This is a genomic window from Arthrobacter sp. CMU6 (genome assembly GCF_059090205.1).
Genome location: NZ_JBNHFL010000025.1, coordinates 20,842 through 37,858, shown reverse-complemented (window position 1 = coordinate 37,858; position 17,017 = coordinate 20,842). Strand labels below are relative to the sequence as shown.

Below are 17,017 nucleotides of genomic sequence, written 5' to 3'. Positions count from 1 at the left end.
TAATGGAGGACGTGGCGCGTCTCGCAGGCGTGTCCCACCAGACCGTCTCACGCGTGCTGAACACGCATCCGAACGTCAGTGCCCGGACCCGCAAGCGCGTGGAACGCGCCATCGCCGAGCTGGGATACCGCCGCAACACCGCGGCGCGCAGCCTGGTCACCCGGCGTTCACAGGCCATCGGAGTCCTGGGCGCCGGCACGGCGCACTACGGCCCGGCCAACACGCTGCTGGGCGTCCAGCAGGCAGCCCGGAACGAGGGCTACGCCGTCAGCATGGCCAGCCTCAGCGAAGTGACGGCTGCCGGCATCCACGACGCCCTTGAGCACTTCCTGCTGCAGTCAGTGGACGGGATCGTGGTGATCGTCCCGCACGAGACGATGCTGAAATCGCTGCACACCATCGCACTGTCCGTCCCGCTGGTGGCCGTGGGCTTCGGGGCGGATGAACACCTGACGGTTGCGGCCGTGAACCAGCGCGTTGGTGCGGCCCTCGCCGTGCGGCACCTGGTGAACCTCGGCCACACGTCAATCGCCCATGTTTCGGGCCCGCAGGACTGGATTGACGCCGCGGCCCGGACCGAGGGCTGGCGGCGCGCCCTTGAACAGGCCGGGCTGCCGGAGGGCGTGCTGATCCAGGGCGACTGGAGCGCCGAAAGCGGCTACCGCGCCGGACTGGAACTGGCGGAAGCCGGCAACGTCACCGCTTTGTTCGCGGCGAACGACCAGATGGCCCTGGGGGCACTGCGTGCGTTCAACGAGGCCGGCCTGCGCGTGCCGCAGGACATCAGCGTGGTGGGCTTCGACGACCAGCCGGAGGCCGGCTATTTCGTCCCGCCGCTGACCACAGTGAACCAGGGCTTCAAGGAGCTCGGCGCCCGCTGCATGCGGATGCTCCTGTCCGACATGGCCCATGGCCCTTCGGGAGCGGCTTCGGTCCTCAACCCCAAGCTCGTGGTGCGGGGTTCCACGGCTACCCCTGCATAGGTGTTGCCGGCCGGCTCAGGCTTCGTCGCAGAGCAGGCTTGCCGGAGCACGACTCGCCGCGACGCCGCGCACCAGCCCCGGCTGGTTCTGTCCTTCACTACAGGCCGGCTTCCTTAACCAGCCGGCTTCCTTAACCAGCAGAGCCCCTCCCTCGGTTTAACCCCGGGGGAGGGGCTCTGCTGTCAACTCTCTGGCTGAGTAGCGAGTCAGCAAACCACTTCGCGCGTCATGCCGAACGGGACCTGGTCAGAAAGCGCGGCCGTGTAGTTTCCCGGCCTGTGGCGCGTGACCAGGATGCCGTGCGTACCCGTGAGCATCGCCAATTCCTGGAGGTCCTTCACGGCGGCTTCGAGGTGCTCGTCCAGGGCGTGCCGGCTCGTGACGCTGATGTCGATGGATTCAAGGCGTGCGGTCATGGCGCGTCCTTTCTGCTGGCTGTGGGGTGGTGGGCTATGCGTTGCCTGATTCGCGGCTGCCGGCCGCCACGGGTGCGGCGGGTTCGGCCGTTGCCTTGGCTGATGCCGGGGCCTGGCTTTGCTCCGGTGCCGTGGTCTGTTCGGTGGCCGGCGGTGTGGTCTTGAGCTTGAAGCGCTTGGCGATGGAGGATCCGCCGCCGGCACGGTTCTTGTTGAAGATGTCGAAGCCGACGGCGAGCAGGAGCACCAGGCCCTTGATCAGCTGCTGGTAGTCGGTGCCGAGGCCGAGGATGGACATGCCGTTGTTAAGGACGCCCATGATGAGGCCGCCGATCATGGCTCCGGCCACCGTGCCGATGCCGCCCTGGACCGCTGCGCCGCCGATGAAGGCGGCGGCGATGGAGTCCAGTTCGAAGCCGGTGCCGCCGGCGGGCTGTGCCGAGTTCAGGCGCGCCGTGAAGATCAGGCCGGCCAGGGCTGCGAGGACACCCATGTTCACGAAGAGCCGGAAGGTCACAGCCTTGGTCTTGATGCCGGACAGCTCGGCGGCGTGCAGGTTCCCGCCGATGGCGTAGGTGTGCCGGCCGAAGATGCTGTTGTTCATCAGCGCGGAGTATGCGATGACCAGGGCGGCGAGGACGATCAGCACGATCGGGGTGCCGCGGTAGCTGGCGAGCAGGAACGTGATGACCAACATCAGCAGGGCAATGAACGCGGTCTTCGTGGCGAACCAGGCCATGGGCTCGTTTTCCAGGTTGAACCTGGTGCGGATGCGGCGTTCCTTGATGGCCTGGAGGAGCAGGGCGGCAGTGCCGCCGACGCCGAGGATCACGGTGAGCCACTCGAGCACGGAGGTGCCGCCCGAGATGTCCGGCAGGAACCCGCCGCCGAGGGCACGGAGCTCGTCCGGGAACGGGGTGATCTGCTGGTTTTTGAGGGTGATCAGGGTCAGGCCGCGGAAGATGAGCATGCCGGCCAGGGTGACGATGAAGGCAGGGATGCCGACGTAGGCGATCCAGTACCCCTGCCACGCGCCGACCAAAGCGCCGACGAGGAGGCAGGCCGGGATCGCTGCCCACCAGGCCCAGCCCCAGTGCACAATCATGACACCGGCGACGGCGCCGATGAACCCGGCGATGGACCCGACGGAGAGGTCGATGTGGCCGGCGATGATGACCATGACCATGCCGATGGCCAGAATGAGGATGTAGCTGTTCTGGACGACGAGGTTGCTGACGTTCTGCGGCTCGAGCAGGATCCCGTCGGTGAGGACTTGGAACAGCAGGACGATCAGGATCAGGGCGACGAAGATGCCGACCTGGCGGAGGCGGCTTGCAAGGAAGCCGAGGGATTCTCGTAGGGCGGACATCTGGTTATTCCTTCTCTTTGGTCATGTAGTGCATAAGGGTTTCCTGGGAGGCCTCGGCGATCGGGACTTCACCCGTGACGTGGCCGGCGGACAGGGTGTAGATCCGGTCGCAGATGCCCAGCAGCTCGGGGAGCTCAGAGGAGATCACAATGACGGCCTTACCCTGGGCGGCGAGCTCCGCGATGATCGTGTAGATCTCGAACTTGGCGCCGACGTCAATGCCCCGGGTGGGCTCGTCCAGGATCAGCACGTCCGGGTCGGAGAACATCCATTTGCTCAGCACCACCTTTTGCTGGTTGCCGCCGGAGAGCTTCCCGGTGATGGCCGCGACGGACGGGGCCTTGATGTTCATGCTCTTCCGGTAGCTGTTGGCCACCGTGGTTTCCTTGTTCTTGTCCACCCAGCCGCGCTTGGCGAGCTTGGGCAGGGCCGCCATGGAGATGTTCCGCTTGATGTCCTCGATCAGGTTCAGCCCGTAGTGCTTGCGGTCCTCGGTGGCGTAGGCGATGCCGTGGCGGATGGCCTCAGGGACGGTGGAGGTGTTGATTTCCTTGCCGTACTTGAACACTTTTCCGGACACTGCGCGGCCGTACGTGCGGCCGAAAACACTCATGGCCAGTTCGGTCCGGCCGGCCCCCATGAGGCCGGCGAGCCCCACCACTTCGCCCTTGCGGACGTTGAGGCTGGCATTGTGCACCACGGTGCGGCTGTGGTCCTGCGGGTGCTGGACCGTCCAGTCCTCGATGCGCAGGACTTCCTCGCCAATCTGCGGTTCCCGCTCGGGGTAGAGGCTGTCCAGGTCCCGGCCCACCATGCCGCGGATGATGCGTTCCTGGGTGATCTGGCCCTCGTCCACGCGCAGGGTTTCGATGGACCTGCCGTCGCGGATGATGGTGACGGCGTCCGCGACCTTGCGGATCTCGTTGAGTTTGTGGCTGATGATGATGCTGGTGACGCCCTGGCCCTTCAGGTGCAGGATCAGGTCCAGCAGGTGGTCGGAATCCTCGTCGTTCAGGGCTGCGGTGGGCTCGTCCAGGATCAGCAGCTTCACTTCCTTGGATAGCGCCTTGGCGATTTCTACGAGCTGCTGCTTGCCCACGCTGATGTGCTGGATCGGGGTGACCGGGTTTTCATCCAGGCCAACCCGGGCCAGCAGCTTGGCCGCTTCCAGGTTGGTCTTGCGCCAGTCGACCCAGCCGCGGGAAGCCAATTCGTTGCCCAGGAAGATGTTTTCCGCGATGGACAGGTACGGGCTCAGTGCCAGCTCCTGGTGGATGATCACGATGCCGCGCTTCTCGCTGTCGCTGATGGATGCGAAGTCGCACGGTTCGTTCTCGAAGAGGATGTCCCCCTCGAAGGTGTTGTGGGCGTACACGCCGGAGAGCACCTTCATCAGGGTGGACTTGCCTGCCCCGTTTTCGCCGCAGATCGCGTGGACCTCGCCGCGGTTCACATCCAGGGTGACGTCCTGGAGGGCCTTGACGCCGGGGAAGGTCTTGGTGATCCCGCGCATCTGAAGAATGGGTACGTTCATTGGTTAATTCCCGCTGATCTGTTCGATGAGCTGATCTGTCCGAGGGGCGGGGGTGCCTGCGGCTGCAGGCACCCCCGCATCACTGCTACTTAATGTCGGCGTCCGTGTAGTAACCGGAGTCGATGAGTTCCTGCTTGTAATTGTCCTTGGTGACGATCACGGACTTCAGCAGGAAGGCCGGGACCACCTTGACCTTGTTGTTGTAGGTTTCGGTGTCATTGGTCTCGGGCTGCTGGCCTTTCAGGACCGCGTCCACCATTTTCACGGCCTGCTCGCCGAGCTTGCGGGTGTCCTTGAAGATCGTGGAGTACTGCTCGCCGGCAACGATGGACTTCACCGAGCCCTTTTCCGCGTCCTGGCCGGTCACGACCGGCAGGGCGCCCTTGGAGTAACCGCCGGTGCTGGTCAACGCCGAGATGATGCCGATGGAGAGGCCGTCATAGGGCGACAGCACGCCGTCGAGCTTCTTGCCGGAACCGTAGGCGGCGGTGAGGATGTCTTCCATCCGCTTCTGGGCGGTTGCCGCCTGCCAGCGCAGGATGGCGGCCTGCTCAAACTTCGTCTGGCCGCTGGGCACCTTGAGGGTGCCGGCATCCAGGTACGGCTTCAGGGTGTCCATGGCGCCGGTCCAGAAGAAGTTGGCGTTGTTGTCGTCCGGGCTGCCCGCGAAGAGCTCCACGTTGAACGGGCCCTTGCCCTCGACCTTCTTGCCGGAGGCATCCACCAGGCCCAGCCCGGTCAGCAGCGACGTGGCCTGCTGGACGCCCACCTCATAGTTGTCAAAGGTGGTGTAGTAGTCCACATTCGGGGTGCCGTTGATCAGCCGGTCGTAGGCGATGACCTTGACGTTCTGTTCCTTGGCCTTGGCCAGGACATCCGTCAGCGTGGTGCCGTCAATGGCGGCGATGATCAGGGACTTCGCGCCCTTGGTCAGCATGTTCTCGATCTGCGAGACCTGGGTGGGGATGTCGTCGTTGGCGTACTGCAGGTCCGTCTTGTAACCGAGCTTGGTCAGGGACTCGGAGACGTTCTTGCCGTCCGCGATCCAGCGTTCCGACGTCTGCGTCGGCATGGAGATCCCCACCAGGGCACCGGCAGCGTCGGCGCTGCTGGAGCTGGTGGCGGCGCCGGGACGGCTGCCGCAGCCCGTTGCCCCCACCGTAACAGCCAGGACGACGGCGACGGCGCCCAGGAGTTTCTTGATTCTCACGTTATTCTCCTTCCGTGGCCTGGTTGGGCCACGAATCGGTGCTTGAGCGGAAAGCGTATGTACTTTCCGCCAGAGCCGGCCACTTGTGTCCGGCGTACCGAGGCCGTTCCGCAGGACCGGCGCCGGAGGCTGTTATCACCGGAGCGGAGACCCCGGCTGCCCCAACATCTCTGTTAGCGCTAACAATAATAGGCAATATTATCCCCGCCCCGGCTGTGAAGCAAGACACAGATTGATGACAATATGCGATGCCTGGCGGATGTGTTCGCGGGTGGCTGGACTGAAGTTCAACGCGCGTCGCCAGAGTAGGTATACTGGTCTACCTACTCTGTGTTGGAGGTACAACCGTGGCTTCATCCGAGGGCCGATCAATAAAGCGGCCTGCCCGTGCATCGCTGCTTGATGCTGCGGCGCGCCTTTTCTATGCTGACGGCGTTGCGGCCACGGGCATTGACTCCATCACCGCGGCGGCAGGCGTGGCCAAGAAGAGCCTGTACAACAACTTTGCTTCCAAGGCGGACCTCGTGGCGGCCTACCTCACTGCCCGGCATGAGGAATGGCTCGCCCTATACCGGGAGCGGGCCGCGGCAGCGGTTACTCCGGAGGACCGTGTCCTCGCGGTGTTCGACGCCTACATTGACCACGCCAACCTCGCCTATGAGCACGGTTTCCGGGGGTGCGGCCTGCTCAATGCGGCAGCGGAACTGCCGGCGGACGCTCCCGGCAGGCGGGCCGTACGGCAGCACAAGGAAGAAGTTGAGGCCCTCCTGCTCAAGCATCTGGCGGAACTGCAGCCGGAGCTGGGCGAGGCTGCGGGCACGGTGGCCCGGCATCTGGCGTTCGTGCTCGAGGGCTCCATGGCGAGGGCCGGGCTTGAAGGCGGGGACCGCTGCCTGCGCGATGCCCGGATGATCGCTGCCCGGATGCTGGAGGAGCTGTGAGGACGGCGCTCGGCCGACTGAACGGGCCCCTCCTGGGTGCGGTTTTTGTTGTGGGTGCGTCGGCGCTTTGGGGTACTACCGGAACCGTAGCCACGTTCGCGCCGTCGGTGAGTCCGCTGGCCATCGGCGCCGTGGCAATGGGCGTGGGTGGATTGCTGCAGGCGCTGTACGCGGTGCGGCCGATCGCCAGCCACTGGGGCAGCCTCCGCGGCCGGTGGCTGCTTGTCTCCCTGGGTGCTGCGGCGGTCGCCGTCTACCCTCTTGCCTTCTACAGTTCCATGCACCTCTCCGGTGTGGCGCTCGGCACGGTGGTTTCGATCGGCTCAGCCCCGCTTGCATCGGCTGTCATCGAGCGGCTGGCGGAGCGGAAGGTGCTGACCCGCCGCTGGATGCTCGGCGCGCTGATCGGGGTGGCGGGTGCCGGGCTCCTGTGTTTTGCCGGTGACAGTGCCGAACGCCCGGGCGCACTTGCCGAACCCTGGGCCGCCCCGGCGGGAATTGTTCTGGGGCTCGTGGCAGGTGCCACCTATGCGCTGTACTCGTGGGCCGCCCACCGCCTGATCAGCGGGGGAGTGCCATCCCGGGCCGCCATGGGTGCGGTATTCGGCCTCGGTGGAGTGCTCCTGATGCCAGTGCTCGCCGCGACCGGCCGGCCGCTGCTTGAGTCCTGGGGCAATTTCACGGTGGGAGCCTACATGGCGCTGGTCCCGATGTTCGCAGGCTACGTCCTGTTCGGCTGGGGATTGGCCCGCGTTCGCGCGAGCACCGCAACGGGCCTATCCCTCATGGAAACCGTTGTCGCTGCCGTGTTGGCGGTTGTGGTGGTGGGGGAGCGGCTGCCCGTGCTGGGATGGGTCGGGGTGGCCATGGTGCTGGCGAGCCTGTTCGTCCTGACGCCCCGCCCCGCCAGCGGGTAGGAATTTCAGGCTGCCTGCGAACGGTCAAAGCTGGCTATTTCGAGCCGGCGCGTGGCGCTAAAGGCGCTGACCCTCTCCGGCGAGCAAACGAAGAACTGCGGTTGCTCAACCGGTGCGAACGGAACAACAAGCCACCGGCCTCCGTAAAACTCGACATACGAGTCCGGAGGGCACCGTGCGTAAGCTTCTTCCCGTGTCATGGGTCTTTCCTTTCGATTGCACGATTTCTGCGTGATGTCCATGATTCCGAACCCGAGGGGCAGGGGTAACGCCGTTTTTTGACGGTTCCGGCTACCCTTTTGGACGGGCGGCCGTTGAGCCCTGCCAACGGCAAGCTTTCCCAAGCCGCAAAGAACAGCAGGGCCGGCGGATAAACCGCCGGCCCTGCCAAGATGCACAACCACCACATCACCAGTGATTCGCAGTCACCCGCGCGCCTGGCGCGCGGGGGGTTTCGGGGTCCGTGAAGGACTAGGAGCGCAGGAAGAACGTGGCCGCCGGCCGCTCGTCCTTGCCCACCTTTGCCAGCGCCAGGGCACCCTGCCGGAGGACAAGGTAGGAACCCGGGACGTCCACCGACTCGAAGGAGGTGCCGGCAGCGTCCGACAGGCCGCCCCGCTTCAGGAAGGCCGACGACGACCCCTCCGTAGTCGCTATGGTCACCGCTGATCCCTGTACCCGGAGGTAGCGGCCCTTGGCCAGGACCGGCTCGATGACCACGGAGTTCTTTTTGGCGTAGCCCGGTGCGATGCGGAACTGGGATGACCCCAGCGCGGGGGACGCGGCGGCGGTGACGGTGGCGCCGTCGTGCGCCAGGAACGTGCCCGGGCCCGAGGCGGGTTCCAGGCGCACCGGCAGTTCGCCGTCGCCCACGGGTACGCCGAAGTTCGGTGTGCCGTCCGCGTTCCAGTACAGCCGCTGTACCCGGGCGTGCCGGTTGGGGTCGTACAGCGGGTCGCCGACGATATTGCGGTAGGACCGGGCGTGGTACACCAGCACGTCGTTGCCGGCCTCGTCGACGGTGAAGGAATTGTGTCCCGGTCCGTACTGCTTCGAGCCCTCGGTGGTCACAAAGACGGGGACGGGTGTCTTGCGCCATGAGGTAGGGCTGAGCAGGTCGGCCGTGGCGTCAGCCGTCAGCAGGCCCATGCAGTAATTGGCATCGGTGGCACTGGCGGAGAAGGTCACGAAGATGCGGCCGTTCCGCTTGATCACCGCAGCGCCTTCGTTGACTTTGAAACCGCGCGTCTCCCAGTCCAGCGTGGGAACGGCAATACGGACGGGGGTGCTGGAGAGCGTCGACGGTGATGACATGGACGCGATGTACAGGCTGGAGTTCACGCCAGTGTCGCTCTGGGCCCACAGCAGGTAGCGCGTGCCCCCGTGCTCGAACGTGGTGGCATCCAGGGAGAAGGTGTCGGCGTGCGTGTACACGCGGACCGGCGGTCCCCACACGGCGGTGGTCGGATCGGCGTCGTCAGTGGAAATCACGTAGATCCGCACCCGGAAGACATCGCTGCTGTCGCCGGCGGCGAAGTAGATGTGCCATTGGCCGTCGAAGTGGTGCAGTTCGGGAGCCCAGATGTGGCCGCCCATGGTTCCGGAGGCGGGCCGGGTCCAGACCACCGCTTCCGAAGCGCTGCCGAGCCCCGCGATGGTGGGGGAGGACCGGACGATGATGCGGTTGTACTCGGGCACGGAACCGGTGAAGTAGTACCTACCGTCCGTGTGCTTCATGAGCCACGGGTCCGCCCGCTGCGGAACCACCGGGTTGATCAGCGGAGCCGAATCGGCGGCTGCGGCGGCGGGCGCCGACACCAGGGCCCCGCCTCCCGCCCCCGCGACGGCGAAGGCTGCGGCTGCGGCGGTTCCGGAGCCAAGGAAGGAACGGCGGGAGAAGCGGCGGTTGAGGGAATCATTCATGCTGAAAATGTCCTTTCGACGTACGGGCGTTGACGTGCGGGAGGTGCGGGACAGGTAAAGAGTCAGCCGGCTTTCCGGGCGAAGAGCCGCTGCAGCAGGATGAACACGAGGAGCAGGCCGCCGATGACGATCTTGGTCCACCAGGAGCTGAGGGTGCCGTCGTAGGCGATGAAGGTCTGGACAATCCCCAGCACCAGCACGCCGACGACGGAGCCCAGCACGTAGCCGGTGCCGCCGGTCAGCAGGGTGCCGCCGATAACCACGGCCGCGATGGCGTCGAGCTCCATGCCCTGGGCCGCCAGGCTGTAGCCGGAGAGGCTGTAGAAGGAGAACAGGATGCCGGCGATAGCTGAGCAGAGGCCACTGAGCGCGTAGACAAGGATCTTGGTGCTCTTCACCGGCAGGCCCATCAGCATGGCGGAGTGTTCGTTGCCGCCGATGGCGTAGACGGTCCGGCCGAAGCGGGTGTGGTGCAGGACGAAGAAGGCAATGGCCACGATGCCAAGGGCCAGGAGGACGCCCGGCGAGACGAAGAGGTCGCCCGGGAGCGGGATCTGGGCCTGCGCCATGCCGGTGAAGAACCCCTCGGTGACCGGGATGGAGTCGAGGCTGATGACGTAGCAGAGGCCGCGGGCCAGGAACATGCCCGCCAGGGTCACGATGAACGGCTGGATGTCGAAGTACTGGATGATCAGCCCCATCAGGAGCCCGAGGCCGCCGCCGATCAGGAGCACGAGGACGATGACGGCCCCTGCGCTCCAGCCCTGCTGCAGCAGTGTGGCGCTCACCATCATGGACAGTGCGACGACGGCCCCTACTGAGAGGTCGATGCCGCCGGTGAGGATCACGAAGGTCATGCCGACGGCGAGCACGATGAGGAAGGTGTTGTCGATGAAGAGGTTGAGGAAGACCTGGCCGGAGAGGAAACTCGGGTACATCCCCGCCCCCACGGCGAACATGGCGATGAACAGCCCCACCGTGGCCAGCGTCGGCGCGTAGCGGGCACCGCCGCGCAGGCGGTTGCGCGCCGGCGACGGCTTTTTGACGGTCAGGGGCGTAAGCGTGGACAGCGGGGACATTAGATGGCGACCTTTTCCTTTGCGGCGGGCTTGGGTGCTGCCTTGAGGCTGCTGAGCAGGTTCCGTGCCTTGGGCGCCTGCAGGAGGCAAACGGTGATGACCACCAGCGCCTTGAACACCAGGGTCACCTCCGGCGGGATCCCGAGGGTGTAGACGGTGGTGGTCAGTGTCTGGATGATGAAGGCCCCGACGACGGTTCCCACCAGGGTGTACCGCCCGCCTGCCAGTGACGTGCCGCCAATAACCACCGCCAGGATGGCGTCCATTTCGATATAGAGCCCGGCGTTGTTGGCGTCGGCCGCCGTGACATTGGAGCTGATCATCAGGCCGGCAACCGCGGCGCAGACGGCGCTGAAGACATAGACGATCCAGATGATGTTCCGCGACCGGAGCCCGGCGAGGCGGCTGGCGACAGGGTTGATGCCCACCGCCTCGATCAGGGTTCCCAGCGCGGTGCGGCGGGTGAGCACGGCGGCCAGGACGAACACGGCGGCGGTAATGAGGATGGAGATCGGCAGGGTGAACAGGTATCCCGCGCCGATGGATTTGTAGTGGTCGTTGGACACCGAGATGATCTGGCCGCCGGTGATGAGCTGGGCGATGCCGCGGCCCGCCGTCATGAGGACCAGCGTGGCGATAATCGGCTGCACGCCGATGGTGGACACCAGGAAACCGTTCCAGACTCCCAGGGCAAGGGCGGCGACGACGGCGATCAGGACCGCCGTGGCGGCCGTCACCGGGGATCCGGGGTCCGGGGAGGCGGCGATGTAGGCACACGAGGCGGCCCCTGCGATCGCCACCACAGCGCCGACCGACAGGTCGATGCCGCGGGTGGCGATGACAAGGGTCATGCCGAGCGCGATGAGGATGGTGGGTGCGCCGTTGCGCATGATGTCGATGAGGCTGCCGTAGAGGTGGCCGTCCTGCATCCGCAGGCCCAGGAAGTCGGGCCGGAAAACCTGGTTGAGCAGCAGTAGCGCTGCCAGGGCGATCACCGGCCACGCGAGGCGGTGTTTCAGAAGGGATTTCACTTGGTACCTCCGGCGATGACCGTCATGACGTCTTCCACGGAGACGCCGTCATTATTGATTTCGGCGACCATCGCCCTGTCCTTGATGACGGCGACGCGGTCGCTCACGCGCAGGACTTCCTCGAGTTCGGAGGAAATGAAGAGGATGGACATGCCGTCGGCCGCGAGCTGGCTGACGAGTTTCTGGATCTGGGTCTTGGCCCCGATGTCGATGCCGCGGGTGGGCTCGTCGAGGATCAGGAGTTCGGGATGCGTGACCAGCCAGCGGGCGAGGAGCACCTTCTGCTGGTTGCCGCCGCTGAGGTTCCGGATGAGTGCGTCCGGGTTTGCCGGGCGGATGTCAAGGGTCTTGATGTACTCGGCCACCAGCTCGTCCTGGACCTTGCGCGGAATACGGCGCGCCCAGCCTTTGCTGGCCTGCATGGCAAGCACCAGGTTGTCGCGGACGGTGAGGTCGCCGATGAGGCCTTCCTCCTTGCGGTCCTCCGAGCAGAATCCGATGCGCTTGTCGATGGCGGTGCGCGGGGAGCGGATTTTCTGGCCCGCACCCTTGATTTTGATGGAGCCTTCGTCGGCCTTGTCGGCGCCGAAGAAGAGCCGGGCAATTTCAGTCCGGCCAGCCCCGAGCAGGCCCGCCAGGCCTACGACCTCGCCCGGATGGATGGCCAGGTCCACGTTGGAAACCGAGCCCTTCCGGCCGAGGCTCCGGGCTTCGATGAAGGGGGTGTCGCCGGTGCCGGCGGCGGTGCGGGTGCGGGCGGGGGCCCGGTCCAGTTCGGCGAGGGCCTCCATGTCCTTGCCGATCATCTTGGAGATGAGGCTCATCCGGGAGAGGTCGCGGGTCAGGTACTCGCCCACGAGTTTGCCGTTGCGCAGGACCGTCATGCGGTCGGAAATCTCGTAGACCTGTTCAAGGAAGTGGGAGACGAAAAGGATGGCGACGCCCCGGTCGCGGAGGTCCCTGATGACACGGAAGAGCTGGCTGACCTCGTCGGCATCCAGGCTCGACGTCGGTTCATCCAGGATCAGGACCTTGGCGTTGATCTCCACGGACCGGGCGATGGCGATCAGCTGCTGGACCGCGATGGAATGCGTGGACAGCAGCGAGCCGGGATCGATATGGTCCAGCTGCAGCTCGGCCAGCACCTCCCTCGTCCGGGTCCGGACGCGCTTCCAATCGATGGAGCCACGGCGGCGCGGCTCGCGGCCCAGCAGGACGTTTTCCTCCACGGTGAGGTTGGGGCAGAGGTTGACTTCCTGGTAGACGGTGCTGATGCCGGCCGCCTGGGACTCCCCGGGGGAAGAGAACCGCTTCGGTTCGCCGAGCACCGTGATGGTGCCGGAGTCGATGGTGTACACGCCGGTCAGGGCCTTGATCAGCGTTGACTTTCCGGCACCGTTCTCACCCATCAGGGCGTGGACCTCACCTTGGAAGAGGCGGAAGTCGACGCCGTCGAGTGCCTTAACCCCTGGGAATCCAATAGCTATGCCGGTCATCTCGACGACCGGAACGATTTCGTTCATCCTCGTGTCTTTCCTGTGATTGGTGTGCCGTGCGGCGGCGGTGATCCGCCGCCGCACGGACGTTCAGGGGCGCCGCGGCTCAGTACGGGCGGCTGGCAAGAACCTGCTTGGCCTGCTCCTGCGTGAAGGTCGTCTCCTCGGTGACGACGCGTTCGGGCACGCTCTCGCCGGCGATGACCTTCTTCGCGAGGTCCATGAGCTGGTCACCGAGCATGGGGCTGCACTCGACGATGTAGTTGATCTTGCCGTTGCTCAGCGCGGTCATACCGTCCTTCACGGCGTCGATCGTGATGATCTTGATGTCCTTCCCGGGAACCTTGCCGGCGGCTTCGATCGCCTCGATGGCGCCAAGGCCCTCGTCGTCGTTGTGGGCGAACACGACGTCGATGTCAGCGTTGTTCTTGAGGAAGGCCTCCATGACCTGCTTGCCGCCGCTGCGGGTGAAGTCGCCGCTCTGCGAGGCCACGATCTTCAGCTTAGGGTCAGCCTTGATGGCTTCTGCGAAGCCTTCCTTCCGGTCATTCGCGGGGGCGGATCCGGTGGTCCCCTGGATTTCGACGATGTTGACGGTGTCGGTTGCTGACTTGGAGTCCTTGACCAGCCAGTCCCCGGCCTTCTTGCCTTCCTCAACGAAGTCGGAGCCGAGGAAGGTCTTGTACAGCGTCTTGTCCGAGGAGTCCACCGCACGGTCCGTCAGGATGACCGGAATCTTGGCGTTCTTGGCTTCCTTCAGCACTGTGTCCCAGCCCGACTCCACCACGGGGGAGAACGCGATGACATCGACCTTCTGCTGGATATAGGAGCGGATGGCCTTGATCTGGTTCTCCTGCTTCTGCTGGGCGTCGGAGAACTTCAGGTCGATGCCGGCCTTCTTGGCTGAGTCCTGGACCGACTTGGTGTTGGCGGTGCGCCAGCCGCTTTCGGCGCCCACCTGGGCGAAGCCCATGGTGATTTTGTCTCCGCCGGAGCCGCCGGCAGCGCTGCCGGCGCCTGCGGATCCACCGCAGGCAGTGAGGGTAAGCATTGATGCGGCGGCCACCGCAAGCAGGGATTTCTTAAACACAACATCCTCCCGGAAGCGTTAGTTACATGCAGGCGGGAGACTTCATACACCGCCATTGCTGCAAGTGAGCTGATGCGCTCTGCGAATCATTGTGAACGCTAACAATTAGGTCGTCAAGTAGGCGCAGTCACAATTTCGCGCGTGCCGCGCAAGGTCTGCCGAATTTTGAGAATGCCCTTTACAAGAGCGAAAAGATGTCGAATACTCAACTCCGGTCGGCACTTTGTTAGCGTTAACATCAGATCGTTTTCGAAACAGCAGTTTTCCTAACAGTTGTTTCCAAACAGCTGTTGTTTTGCGACTCAGCCCGTTCAAACCGGTCGCCGGCGAACCGTTCAATGGAGAAAGGCCATCCCTTCCATGCCATCAAAACCACCAAGTCCCGCCAAACGGACCTGCACCCTGGTGCTCACCGGGTCCCTGGCGGCCGCGCTGCTGACGCTGGCCCCCGCCCTGGGCGCCAATGCCGAGTCCGGCGAGAACCGGACCATCAGCATCAACGCCGCCGGGTCAGGGGCTTCGATCGACCCCACCATGTACGGAGCCTTCTACGAGGACATCAACCAGGGCGCCGACGGCGGCATCTACGCGGAGCTCGTCCAGAACAGGTCGTTTGAGTTCAACTCCGCCGACAACCGCACCTACACCCCGATGACCGCCTGGGAAACCCTGAAGCGGGGCAGCGACGGAACGGTCGCCGTCGTCGATGACAGCAACCGGCTGAACGAAAACAACCGGAACTACCTGCGGGTCGATGCCACCGCGGCCGGTGCGGGAAGCGGCGCCGGAGTGGGCGTGCGCAACAGCGGCTGGAACGCCGGGCAGAAGCTCGAGGCGAAGAAAAAGTACAACTACTCCGTGTGGGCACGCACCTCCAACCCGTCCGGTTCCACCCTCGCCGTGACGCTGGAGACGCCCGAAGGCACCCGCCTGGACATCGCCACCATCAAGGTCAAGGGTGACCGCTGGGCCAAGTACGAGGTGACCCTGTCACCCAAGGCCTCCACCGGCGCCGGCCGGCTCACCACCCTTGTCCAGGGCACCGGCACTGTCCGCCTCGACATGGTGTCGCTGTTTCCCCAGGACACCTGGAACGGCAGGGAAAACGGCCTCCGCAAGGACCTCGCCGAGAAGATCGATGACCTGCACCCCGGCTTCCTGCGCTTCCCCGGCGGCTGCATCGTCAACACCGGAAGCTACGACACCTACTCGGCGCCCAACTACGCGCGGGCCCGCACCTATCAGTGGAAAGACACCATCGGCCCGGTGGAGCAGCGCCCCGCGAACCGCAACTTCTGGGGCTACAACCAGACGTACGGCCTGGGCTACATGGAGTACTTCCAGTGGGCCGAGGATATGGGGGCCGTTCCGGTGCCGGTGGTTCCGGTCGGCGTGACCGGCTGCGGCGACACCAACAGGGCCCCGGACCAGGCAACGCTCGACCGCTACATCCAGGACACCCTGGACCTGATCGAGTTCGCGAACGGCGACGCCAGCACCGAGTGGGGTGCCAAGCGCATCGCCTACGGCCACCCGGCACCGTACAACCTCGACCGCATCTCGCTGGGCAACGAGGAGTACAAGCCGGAGTTCAAGCAGTACTTCACCCAGTTCTACAACGCCGTCCGCAAGGCCCACCCCGAGATCAAGATCATCGGCAACACCGGCCCCTTCAGCCAAGGCCCGGAATTCGACGATCTCGCCAGTTTCAACGCCCAGACAGGCGTGGACCTGGTGGACGAGCACTACTACAACACGCCGTCGTGGTTCCTGAACAACAACCACCGCTACGACTCCTACGACCGGAACAGCTACAAGGTGTTCCTCGGCGAATACGCGTCGCAGGGAAACAAGCCGGAGAACGCCTTGGCGGAAGCCTCCTACATGACCGGCCTGGAGCGGAACGCCGACGTGGTTAAGATGGCGTCCTACGCGCCGCTGATCGCCAACGAGGCCAACACGCAGTGGAGCCCGGACATGATGTTCTTCAACGGCACTTCCGTGCGGACCACTCCCAATTACGAGGTCCAGAAGCTGTTCATGAACAACGTCGGAAACCAGGTGGTGCCCAGCACGCAGGACAACCCGGCCTCCACCGTGGTGCCAATCTCCGGCAAAATCGGCCTGTCCACGTGGGCCACCTCCGCACGGTACGACGACGTCAAGGTCACCGGGGCGGACGGCGCCACACTCTTCAGCGACGACTTCTCCGGAACGGCGGCTGCTTGGACCGGCAACGGCACGGGGTCCTGGTCCATCAAGGACGGCGGCTACGTCCAGTCGAGCACCACGGCCCAGAACACCATGGTGACCGCAGGCAGCGCCGACTGGAGCAACTACACGCTGAGCACCAAGGCCACCAAGCTGGCCGGTTCGGAAGGCTTCCTCGTCTCCTTCGGGGTCAAGGACACCGGGAACTACTTCTGGTGGAACCTGGGCGGCTGGAACAACTCGAAGTCCGTCGTCGAGAAGGCCGTCAACGGCGGCAAGTCGAACGTCATCGAGAAGAACACCGTGATCGAGACCGGCCGTGAATACGACATCCGGATCGAGGTCTCCGGGCGGACGGCCAAGCTCTACCTGGACGACGTCCTGTGGGGCACAGTGGATGACACCCAGGCCGATCCCGTCTACTCAGTAGTTACGAAGGACTCGAAGTCCGGCGACACCATCGTGAAGGTGGTCAACACCTCCGCGGACAAGGCGCCGGTGGACATCAAGGTGGCAGGCGCGGCCAACATCAGCAGCTCTGCCGCGGTCACCACCCTCACCCAGACCGCCGACGGGCAGAACCTGGCCCCGGCCGCGAGCACCTTCGGCGGCGCGGGATCTGAATTCACGTATGAGTTCGAGCCCAAGTCCGTGACCTTCATCCGGCTGGCGGACACCGGCACACGCAAGTAGGCAACACACCGAAGCCTTGGCTTTGACCGGGAAGGCCCGGCTGGATCACGCAGCCGGGCCTTCCCCTTGGGCGTCCCTTATGCAGACCATTCCTGAGGGATCCAGTGACGAATCACGTTTCCAG

General features: G+C 64.9%; 13 protein-coding genes. 4 read left to right on the top strand and 9 right to left on the bottom strand.

The annotated features are described in order from the left end of the window. Positions 1 to 2: 2 nt before the first annotated feature. A complete protein-coding gene (locus tag AC5RWD_RS16995; protein ID WP_494021171.1) occupies positions 3 to 983 on the top strand; it encodes a LacI family DNA-binding transcriptional regulator in 981 nt (326 codons plus the stop codon). Between the two features lie 206 nt (positions 984 to 1,189). Here the strand turns inward: AC5RWD_RS16995 and AC5RWD_RS16990 are convergent, their stop codons facing one another. The 4 genes from AC5RWD_RS16990 to chvE all read right to left on the bottom strand — a co-directional run bounded on the left by AC5RWD_RS16990 (position 1,190) and on the right by chvE (position 5,512). Continuing rightward, a complete protein-coding gene (locus AC5RWD_RS16990) occupies positions 1,190 to 1,399 on the bottom strand; it encodes a hypothetical protein (RefSeq protein ID WP_494021140.1) in 210 nt (69 codons plus the stop codon). Positions 1,400 to 1,433: 34 nt separating this feature from the next. Beyond that, positions 1,434 to 2,768, bottom strand: a complete 1,335-nt coding sequence (gene mmsB / locus AC5RWD_RS16985; RefSeq protein ID WP_494021139.1) for a multiple monosaccharide ABC transporter permease — start codon at positions 2,766 to 2,768, stop codon at positions 1,434 to 1,436. 4 nt (positions 2,769 to 2,772) lie between these two features. Then, positions 2,773 to 4,302, bottom strand: a complete 1,530-nt coding sequence (gene mmsA / locus AC5RWD_RS16980; RefSeq protein WP_494021138.1) for a multiple monosaccharide ABC transporter ATP-binding protein — start codon at positions 4,300 to 4,302, stop codon at positions 2,773 to 2,775. A gap of 85 nt (positions 4,303 to 4,387) precedes the next feature. After that, the gene (gene chvE / locus AC5RWD_RS16975) at positions 4,388 to 5,512 is read right to left on the bottom strand and encodes a multiple monosaccharide ABC transporter substrate-binding protein (protein ID WP_494021137.1); all 1,125 of its coding nucleotides are present in this window, start codon (positions 5,510 to 5,512) and stop codon (positions 4,388 to 4,390) included. Between the two features lie 347 nt (positions 5,513 to 5,859). Here chvE and AC5RWD_RS16970 point away from each other — a divergent pair, with 347 nt between their 5' ends. Then, positions 5,860 to 6,453, top strand: coding sequence for a TetR/AcrR family transcriptional regulator (locus AC5RWD_RS16970; protein WP_494021136.1), 594 nt, complete (start codon positions 5,860 to 5,862; stop codon positions 6,451 to 6,453). After that, positions 6,450 to 7,370 (top strand): DMT family transporter, encoded by a 921-nt coding sequence (locus AC5RWD_RS16965; RefSeq protein ID WP_494021135.1) that lies wholly within the window; start codon positions 6,450 to 6,452, stop codon positions 7,368 to 7,370. Before AC5RWD_RS16970 ends, AC5RWD_RS16965 begins: the two co-directional genes overlap by 4 nt. A gap of 471 nt (positions 7,371 to 7,841) precedes the next feature. Here the strand turns inward: AC5RWD_RS16965 and AC5RWD_RS16960 are convergent, their stop codons facing one another. From AC5RWD_RS16960 to AC5RWD_RS16940, 5 genes are all read right to left on the bottom strand, one after another. Then, a complete protein-coding gene (locus tag AC5RWD_RS16960) occupies positions 7,842 to 9,293 on the bottom strand; it encodes a family 43 glycosylhydrolase (protein WP_494021134.1) in 1,452 nt (483 codons plus the stop codon). Between the two features lie 62 nt (positions 9,294 to 9,355). Continuing rightward, positions 9,356 to 10,372 carry a galactofuranose ABC transporter, permease protein YjfF gene (gene yjfF, locus AC5RWD_RS16955; protein ID WP_494021133.1) on the bottom strand — a complete coding sequence of 339 codons (1,017 nt, stop codon included), beginning with the start codon at positions 10,370 to 10,372 and terminating at the stop codon, positions 9,356 to 9,358. Continuing rightward, positions 10,372 to 11,403, bottom strand: a complete 1,032-nt coding sequence (locus AC5RWD_RS16950) for an ABC transporter permease (protein WP_494021132.1) — start codon at positions 11,401 to 11,403, stop codon at positions 10,372 to 10,374. The genes yjfF and AC5RWD_RS16950 overlap by 1 nt, the downstream gene beginning before the upstream one ends. Further along, positions 11,400 to 12,926, bottom strand: coding sequence for a sugar ABC transporter ATP-binding protein (locus AC5RWD_RS16945; protein ID WP_494021131.1), 1,527 nt, complete (start codon positions 12,924 to 12,926; stop codon positions 11,400 to 11,402). The genes AC5RWD_RS16950 and AC5RWD_RS16945 overlap by 4 nt, the downstream gene beginning before the upstream one ends. A 79-nt stretch (positions 12,927 to 13,005) precedes the next feature. Continuing rightward, positions 13,006 to 13,989: an ABC transporter substrate-binding protein gene (locus AC5RWD_RS16940; protein WP_494021130.1), complete on the bottom strand. Its 984-nt coding sequence runs from the start codon at positions 13,987 to 13,989 to the stop codon at positions 13,006 to 13,008. Between the two features lie 360 nt (positions 13,990 to 14,349). Between AC5RWD_RS16940 and AC5RWD_RS16935 the strand changes: the two genes are divergently transcribed. Then, on the top strand, positions 14,350 to 16,893 hold the full coding sequence (locus AC5RWD_RS16935; RefSeq protein WP_494021129.1) for an alpha-L-arabinofuranosidase family protein: 2,544 nt from the start codon (positions 14,350 to 14,352) through the stop codon (positions 16,891 to 16,893). Positions 16,894 to 17,017: the final 124 nt, after the last annotated feature.